The sequence below is a fragment of the Streptomyces sp. NPDC046909 genome, assembly GCF_040644695.1.
Taxonomy (GTDB): Bacteria; Actinomycetota; Actinomycetes; order Streptomycetales; family Streptomycetaceae; genus Streptomyces.
Map to the genome: position 1 here is coordinate 475,753 of NZ_JBEYXC010000008.1, position 7,363 is coordinate 483,115.

General features: G+C 70.4%; 6 protein-coding genes. 1 reads left to right on the plus strand and 5 read right to left on the minus strand.

All coding sequences use genetic code 11. The features are described from left to right. Nucleotides 1-33 precede the first annotated feature (33 nt). From ABZ928_RS28210 to ABZ928_RS28230, 5 genes are all read right to left on the minus strand, one after another. Nucleotides 34-1,446 (minus strand): NAD-dependent malic enzyme, encoded by a 1,413-nt coding sequence (locus ABZ928_RS28210; RefSeq protein WP_361524631.1) that lies wholly within the window; start codon nt 1,444-1,446, stop codon nt 34-36. 295 nt (nt 1,447-1,741) lie between these two features. Then, nucleotides 1,742-4,138: a UvrD-helicase domain-containing protein gene (locus ABZ928_RS28215; RefSeq protein WP_361524633.1), complete on the minus strand. Its 2,397-nt coding sequence runs from the start codon at nt 4,136-4,138 to the stop codon at nt 1,742-1,744. A gap of 69 nt (nt 4,139-4,207) precedes the next feature. Continuing rightward, nucleotides 4,208-5,035 carry a zf-HC2 domain-containing protein gene (locus ABZ928_RS28220; protein WP_361524636.1) on the minus strand — a complete coding sequence of 276 codons (828 nt, stop codon included), beginning with the start codon at nt 5,033-5,035 and terminating at the stop codon, nt 4,208-4,210. Further along, a complete protein-coding gene (locus tag ABZ928_RS28225) occupies nt 5,035-5,556 on the minus strand; it encodes a sigma-70 family RNA polymerase sigma factor (RefSeq protein WP_010039908.1) in 522 nt (173 codons plus the stop codon). The genes ABZ928_RS28220 and ABZ928_RS28225 overlap by 1 nt, the downstream gene beginning before the upstream one ends. Nucleotides 5,557-5,917: 361 nt before the next feature. Continuing rightward, nucleotides 5,918-6,514, minus strand: a complete 597-nt coding sequence (locus ABZ928_RS28230; RefSeq protein WP_361524639.1) for a CGNR zinc finger domain-containing protein — start codon at nt 6,512-6,514, stop codon at nt 5,918-5,920. A 198-nt stretch (nt 6,515-6,712) separates the two neighbouring features. On the opposite strand from ABZ928_RS28230, the gene ABZ928_RS28235 reads away from it, so the two are divergent. Continuing rightward, entirely contained in the window at nt 6,713-7,195 is a 483-nt protein-coding gene (locus ABZ928_RS28235) for an anthrone oxygenase family protein (RefSeq protein ID WP_361524642.1), read from the plus strand. The last annotated feature ends 168 nt before the right edge of the window (nt 7,196-7,363 follow it).

The following is a 7,363-nucleotide window of genomic DNA, read 5'->3' on the forward strand; positions in this document are numbered from 1 at the left end:
CCTCACAGCCTGGCCACATCGTCCGGCGCGTGTCTAGGAGGCTGCCGCCGCCTTCGCCGCCTCGCGCACCGCTCCGGCGACCGCGCCCGCGACCTTGTCGTTGAAGACGGACGGGATGATGTAGTTCGGGTTGAGCTCGTCCTCGCTCACCACGTCCGACAGCGCGGTCGCGGCGGCCAGCATCATGTCCGTGTTCACCGTGCGGGACTGAGCGTCCAGCAGACCGCGGAAGACACCCGGGAAGACCAGCACGTTGTTGATCTGGTTCGGGAAGTCGGAGCGGCCCGTGGCCACGACCGCCGCCGTCTGACGGGCGATCGCCGGGTCCACCTCGGGGTCCGGGTTCGCGAGCGCGAACACGATCGCGCCCTCCGCCATGGCGGCCACGTCGCTGCCGTCCAGGACGTTCGGGGCGGAGACACCGATGAAGACGTCCGCTCCGCGAACGGCTTCCTTCAGCGTGCCGGTGAGGCCCTCGGGGTTGGTGTTGTCGGCGATCCAGCGCAGCGGCGAGTCCGCGGCGGCGTCCACCAGGTCCTCGCGGCCCGCGTGCACGACACCGTGGATGTCGGCGACGACGGCGTTCTTGACGCCCGCGGCGATCAGCAGCTTGAGGATGGCCGTACCAGCCGCGCCCGCGCCGGACATGACGACCCGGATGTTCTCAATTGCCTTGCCGGTGACGCGAAGTGCGTTCTTCAGGGCGGCGAGGACGACGATCGCGGTGCCGTGCTGGTCGTCGTGGAAGACGGGGATGTCGAGGGCCTCGCGCAGCCGGGCCTCGATCTCGAAGCAGCGCGGCGCGGAGATGTCCTCCAGGTTGATGCCGGCGAAGCCCGGGGCGATCGCCTTGACGATCTCGACGATCGCGTCGGTGTCCTGGGTGTCCAGGCAGATCGGCCACGCGTCGATGTCGGCGAAGCGCTTGAAGAGCGCCGCCTTGCCCTCCATCACCGGCATGGCGGCCATCGGGCCGATGTTGCCGAGGCCGAGCACGGCGGAGCCGTCCGTCACGACCGCAACGGTGTTGCGCTTGATGGTGAGACGGCGGGCGTCCTCGGGGTTCTCGGCGATCGCCATGCAGACGCGGGCCACACCCGGCGTGTAGACCATGGAGAGGTCGTCACGGTTGCGGATGGGGTGCTTGGACTGCATCTCGATCTTGCCGCCGAGGTGCATGAGGAACGTACGGTCGGAGACCTTGCCGAGGGTGACGCCCTCGATGCCGCGCAGCTGCTGGACGATCTCGTCGGCGTGCGCCGTGGAGGTCGCCGCGATGGTGACGTCGATGCGGAGCTTCTCGTGGCCGGAGGCGGTCACGTCGAGGCCGGTCACCGAGCCTCCGTTGGACTCCACGGCCGTGGTGATCTGGGAGACCGCGGTTCCGCTCGCGGGCACCTCCAGACGGACCGTGATCGAGTAGGAGACGCTGGGCGCCGTTGCCATGGCCGACTTCCTCTGCTTTCACCGGTGGTGCTGTATGCCGTCCGATCGTCGCACCTACTGATGAGTAGGCGTTAGTCGCGCAGAATTGCGAACGTTTTGTTCACGGGTGAGCGCGGAGGGAGGCAGAAGAGGAGGTGAAAGAGAAGGTGACACCGACCCGCCATGCTCGCCTCGCGGCAAGTGGTCCCTCTAAGGGACGAAGGTTGGGCCCGGGGGCTTGGATCGGGCCGGTGTCACGTCAAGGCTAACAAACGGATCCCGTAAGGCCATTCCCGTCTCGCGAGTTCATCGAGAACTAATCCCGCAGCAGGTCAGGCACGCCGTTCGCGTCCGGCTGGTCCCGGTCCGCCGACACGACCGTCAGCTGCTGGGTCGCCCGGGTCAGGGCCACGTACAGCACCCGCAGGCCCGCCGGGGACTCGTCCGCGATCTCCGCCGGGGAGACGACGATCGTCGCGTCGTACTCCAGGCCCTTCGCCTCCAGGCTGCCGAGCGCCACCACCCGGTCGCCGAGCCCGGTGAGCCAGCGGGCGGCCTCCTCGCGGCGCTGCATGGCGACGACCACGCCGATCGTGCCGTCGACCCGGTCGAGGAGCCGGGCGGCCTCCTCCCGGACGGAGGCCGCGAGGGAGTCCCGTACGACGGTGAAGCGGGGTTGGACGCCGGTGGAGCGTACGGCCTTCGGGGACTCGGAGCCGGGCATGGCGAGGGCCAGGACCTTCGCGGCGAGTTCGGCGATCTCCGAGGGGTTGCGGTAGTTCACGGTGAGCTGGAAGCGGCGGCGCGGACGGGTGCCGAGGGCCTCGTCGCGGGCCTCCGCCGCCTCGTCGGGGTCGGACCAGGAGGACTGGGCGGGGTCGCCGACGACCGTCCAGGTGGCGTGCCGGCCGCGGCGGCCGACCATGCGCCACTGCATCGGGGTGAGGTCCTGGGCCTCGTCGACGATGACGTGGGCGTACTCGGTGCGCTCCTGGGCGAGCCGCTCGGCCCGCTCGCGCTGGGTCTCCTCGCGGACCGGCATCAGCTCCTCCAGGCCGCTCAGCTGGTCCAGGGGGTCCAGCTCGCGCTTCTTCCGGGGGCGGGCCGGGGTGCCGAGGAGGGCCTGGAGCTCGTCGAGCATCGCGATGTCGTGCACCGAGTAACCGTCCCGGCGCAGCGAGCGGGCGACCTTGCGGACCTCGCCGGGGTTGAGGATCCGCCGGGCCCAGCGGCCGAGGCGGCGCTCGTCGGCCATCGCGTCGAGGACGGCCTTCGGGGTGAGCTCCGGCCACCACGCGTTCAGGAACTCGATGAAGCTGTCCTCGGTGCTGACGTCCTCGTCGAAGGAGGACCGCAGCTCGGCGGCGAGCTCCGGGTCGGAGTGCCGGGAGGCCGCGCCGGACTGCGCCCACAGGGCGTCCAGGAGGAGCTTGCGGGCGCGGGGGCGCAGCAGGTTCACCGGCGCGGTGCCGCTGAGGGCGTTGTGGCGGATACGTTCCAGCTCGGGCGCTTCCAGCTCAAGGCGCCGGTTGAAGGCGACGACGCGGAGGCGGGTGGGGGTGCCGGCGGGGGCCTGTACGCCGGTGTCGTCCTCGCCGAAGGCGAGCTGGCCGGCGGAGGTGTCCTCGCGGGCCGCCGAGTTCCCGTTGCGCGAGCTGCCCGCCGGCCGGGTCTCCAGCGCCCCCCGCGCCGCCTTCCGCAGCACCTTGAGCATCCGGTGGGAGCCCTTGGCGCGGGCGGTGGACGGGGAGTCGTACAGGGTGGCCTCCGCGCCGTCGACGAGGGAGCCGATCGCGCGGATGGCGACCTGGCCCTCCTCGCCCAGGGACGGCAGGACGCCCTCGGTGTACGCGACGAGGAGCGGGGTCGGGGAGACGATGAGGATGCCGCCCGAGTAGCGGCGCCGGTCCTGGTAGAGCAGGTAGGCGGCGCGGTGCAGGGCGACGGCCGTCTTGCCGGTGCCGGGCCCGCCCTCGACATAGGTCACGGAGGCGGCGGGGGCCCGGATGACCAGGTCCTGCTCGGCCTGGATGGAGGCGACGATGTCCCGCATGGTGTGGCTGCGGGCCTGCCCGAGGGCGGCCATGAGGGCGCCGTCGCCGATGACGGGGAGCGTCCGCCCGCCCAGGAAGGCCGTGAGCTCGGGGCGCATGAGGTCGTCCTCGACGCCGAGGACGCGGCGCCCCTTGGAGCGGATGACGCGGCGGCGCACCACGCGCCCGGGGTCGACCGGGGTGGAGCGGTAGAAGGGCGCCGCGGCCGGGGCCCGCCAGTCGATGACGAGCGGCGCGTACTCGGAGTCCAGGACCCCGATCCGGCCGATGTGCAGGGTCTCGGCGATGTCGGCGGTGTTGTCGTCCCGGACCGCGCCCTCGGCGGGTTCCACGGCGGTGTAGGCGCCGTCGGGCCCCTTCTTGCCGTCCTTCCCCAGCAGCAGGTCGATCCGGCCGAAGAGGAAGTCCTCGAACTCGTTGTTGAGCCGGTTGAGGTGGACGCCGGCCCGGAAGACCTGGGCGTCCCGCTCGGCGAGCGCGCCGGGCGTGCCGACCTGGCCTCGCTTGGCGGCGTCGTTCATCAGGAACTCCGCCTCGTGGATCTTCTCCTCGAGGCGGCGGTACACCCGGTCCAGGTGTTCCTGTTCGACGCTGATCTCCCGATCCCGAACCGAGTCGTGAACCGAGCCGACCGCAGATGGTTGAGCCTGAGCGGCCACCGGGCCCCCTTCTGACGTGCTGGGCAGCCGTCAACCGTACGCGAAGGGGACCCGGCAAAGCTACGAAAGCTACGCGTCGACCTCGACGAGCTTCTTGCCTTCGAAGGTCAGGACCTCGAAATGGTCGATCTCGTTCGGGGCGAAGGCGGCGCCGCCGTGGACGTAGAGCGGCTGCTTGGCCTGCTCGGTCTTGGCGTTCGGGATGCCATAACCCCAGGTCGGGACGGACCAGGAGGTGACCGTCTCGCGTTCGCCGTTCTTGCCGACCGCGATGAGGGAGCACTTCTCGGGGCCCTTGACGTTCGACAGTTCCAGGACCGCGTGGGTGCCCCAGGCCTTCTTCTCCACCGCGACGGTCGCACTCACGTCCGTACTGGGGTCGGTGGCCGTGACCTTGTCGGTCATGGTGTCGAAGGCGTCCTTGGCGGGGCTGCTGCTGGTGGTGTGCGCGGAGACGTTTCCGCCCGAGTCGTCGCCGGTCGAGGCGACGGCGACCAGCGGGCCGCCGATGATCAGCGCGGCCGCCGCGGCCACCATGTAGAAGGCGCGCCGGCGCTTCTGGGCACGGCGTTCGGCGACCTCGTCGACGAGCTTGTTGACCAGCCGCGGGCTGGGCTTGGCCGACAGCGACTCGCCGATCGCGGGGGTGCCGGAGCCGGGCAGGTCCGCGAGCGCGGCCAGCATCGGTTCCATCCCGGCGAGTTCGTCGAGCTGCTGGGCGCACCACTCGCAGGTCGCGAGGTGCATCTCGAAAGCGGTTGCCTCGGCGTCGTCGAGAATCCCGAGGGCGTAGGCGCCTACGGTCTCGTGCTCGTTCGGCACCGGAGAACCCTGCATGGAGCCAGACATACCCGAACCACCACTACCGAATCCCTGGTTTCCCCCGTAAACACTCATCACGCCGTCACCCCCCGCTCCTCCAGAGCCAGCTTCATCGACCGCAGGGCGTAGAAGACCCTGGAACGGACGGTTCCGCTGGGTATTCCGAGCGTCTCGGCCGCCTCATTGACGGTACGCCCCTTGAAGTACGTCTCGACGAGCACCTCCCGGTGTGCGGGGGTCAGGTCGTCGAGCGCGTCCGACAGCGTCATCAACCACAGCGCCTTGTCGATCTCGTCCTCCGCGGGGATGACCTCCAGCGGCGACGGATCGACCTCCTGCGGCCGGGCCTGCCGGCTTCGGTGGCCGTCGATGACGATGCGCCGGGCGACCGTCACCAGCCAGGGGCGTACAGATCCGGTCGCTCGATTGAGCTGACCGGCGTTCTTCCAGGCACGGATCAGCGTCTCCTGCACGACGTCCTCGGCTCTTTGCCGGTCTCCGGCGACCAGCCTCAGCACATAGGCGAGCAGGGGTCCTGCGTGCTCTCTGTACAGAGCACGCATGAGCTCCTCATCAGGTTCCGAGGGCTGGGACATGCGATGTCGGGCCCTCGATCCACGTTCATTGGCCACGACGGAATCCTTGCGCACGCCCACCTCCGATGTCCGGGGGTTCCCCCAGCCGGTCGCTCAACACCGGGTACGGACGCGGGCCCTGGAGTGTTCAAAGTGACATGACAGATTTCTTCTGCGTGCCGAGACGAGGGGGACATGCACGCACATACCCACCCCGCGATCTTTACATTTCCGCCACATTGGCGCGAAGGGCGTGGCTGCCCGCGTCGAGCGCCGAGTAAACGACGTGTAATCGAAATCACTTCGACACCCGCTCCACAGAAGGGACATAACGCCCCGTCAGTGGTCCTCGGTGTCGCCCGCCGCGTCGTCCTCGGTCCCCTCAGGCGCGGGCGAGTGCCGCCCGTCGGCGGTGCCGGGCCACCCGCTCACGGTTCCCGCAGACCTCACTGGAGCACCAGCGCCTCCTGCGTCCCCGGGACGTGTCCAGGTACACGATCGGGCAGTTGTCGCCGGCGCACTGCCGCAGACACGCCCGCGCGACGGGATCGGTGAGCAGTTCCACGGCATCCCTGGCGATCGCGCCGAGCAGCGCGGCGAGTTCGGGCGGCCCGGCCAACTCCCGTACAAGAGTGCCGTCTTCGCCGGGTACGGCGCGGGGGGCCGGGGGCGCGGTGCGGGCGAGGTCGTTGACGCGGGCGAGCGCGAGGTCGTACGGGGGCCGGGGCTCGGGGGCGAGTCCCGCGCGCACCAACTGGCTCACTTGGCCGCGGAGTTCACGGAACCCCACGAGCCAGGACGGACCCGCGTGCGTCAGCGGGGTGCCCGGCGGTACGAGCCCCGACCCCGCGATCCAGCCGAGCAGCACCTCGGTCGAGTCGAGGCGTTCGACGGGGTGGGTGGTCGCGAGGAGGTCGAGGCAGATCCGTCCGGCGTCGAACCGCAGCTCGTACGGGACCGTGGCCGTACCCAGTGCCATGTGCCTGTCACCGCCTAGGGGTGCCCCGCGTGTGAGGGGTCGGTGAGATGGGGCTGGAACGTTGGAAGGTTCCCTCTCACAGTGCCTGCCCGCTCGCGCGGTCGGAACCCCTCGTACCGGTGAGGCGTGGACGGACGCGTATGCCGGCGCGTCTTTGGACCATGTTCCGGCCGGGGCGGGGGCCGTTGACTTGGGGGCATGACGACGACGAAGAGCACAGGTGCGGTACTGGGTGCGGCGACGGTCGCGATGGGGCTGATCGCGGGGGCGTTCTACGTGTTCGCCTGCGCGGTGATGCCGGGGCTTGCGCGGAGCGACGACGAGGTCTACGTCGAGGTCATGCGGAACATCAACGACGTGATCCAGAACCCGGTGTTCATGCTGAGCTTCCTCGGGGCGCTGGTGCTGACGGGGGTGGCGGCGTGGCAGGCGCGGGGCGCGGGGTACCGGCGGTGGGTGTGGGCGGGGCTGATCGCTTACGCGCTGGGCTTCCTGGTCACCGTCGCCTTCAACATCCCGCTGAACGACGGGCTCGACGCGGCGAGTGACGCGGCGGCGGCTCGGGAGGAGTTCGAGGGGGCGTGGGTGGTGTGGAACGCGGTGCGGGCGGTGCTGTCGACGGTGGCGCTGGGGTGCCTGGCACGGGGGCTGGTGTCGTACGGCCGCGTGCGGCGCGTTTGATCTCGCCCCCGCCGCCCCTACCCGTCCCATCACTGGGGGCTGCCGCCCCCAGACCCCCGCTATCGGCCCTTAAGGGGCCTCGTCCTCAAACGCCGGACGGGCTGGGTTTCTCAGCCCCTCCGGCGTTTGAGGAGCGGGGTCTGGGGCGGAGCCCCAGAAGGACGGGAC

Coding starts and splice junctions, on each gene's coding strand:
- ABZ928_RS28210 (WP_361524631.1), bottom strand. CDS start 1,446: ATGGCAACGGCGCCCAGCGTCTCCTACTCGATCACGGTCCGTCTGGAG.
- ABZ928_RS28220 (WP_361524636.1), bottom strand. CDS start 5,035: ATGAGTGTTTACGGGGGAAACCAGGGATTCGGTAGTGGTGGTTCGGGT.
- ABZ928_RS28225 (WP_010039908.1), bottom strand. CDS start 5,556: ATGTCCCAGCCCTCGGAACCTGATGAGGAGCTCATGCGTGCTCTGTAC.
- ABZ928_RS28230 (WP_361524639.1), bottom strand. CDS start 6,514: ATGGCACTGGGTACGGCCACGGTCCCGTACGAGCTGCGGTTCGACGCC.
- ABZ928_RS28235 (WP_361524642.1), top strand. CDS start 6,713: ATGACGACGACGAAGAGCACAGGTGCGGTACTGGGTGCGGCGACGGTC.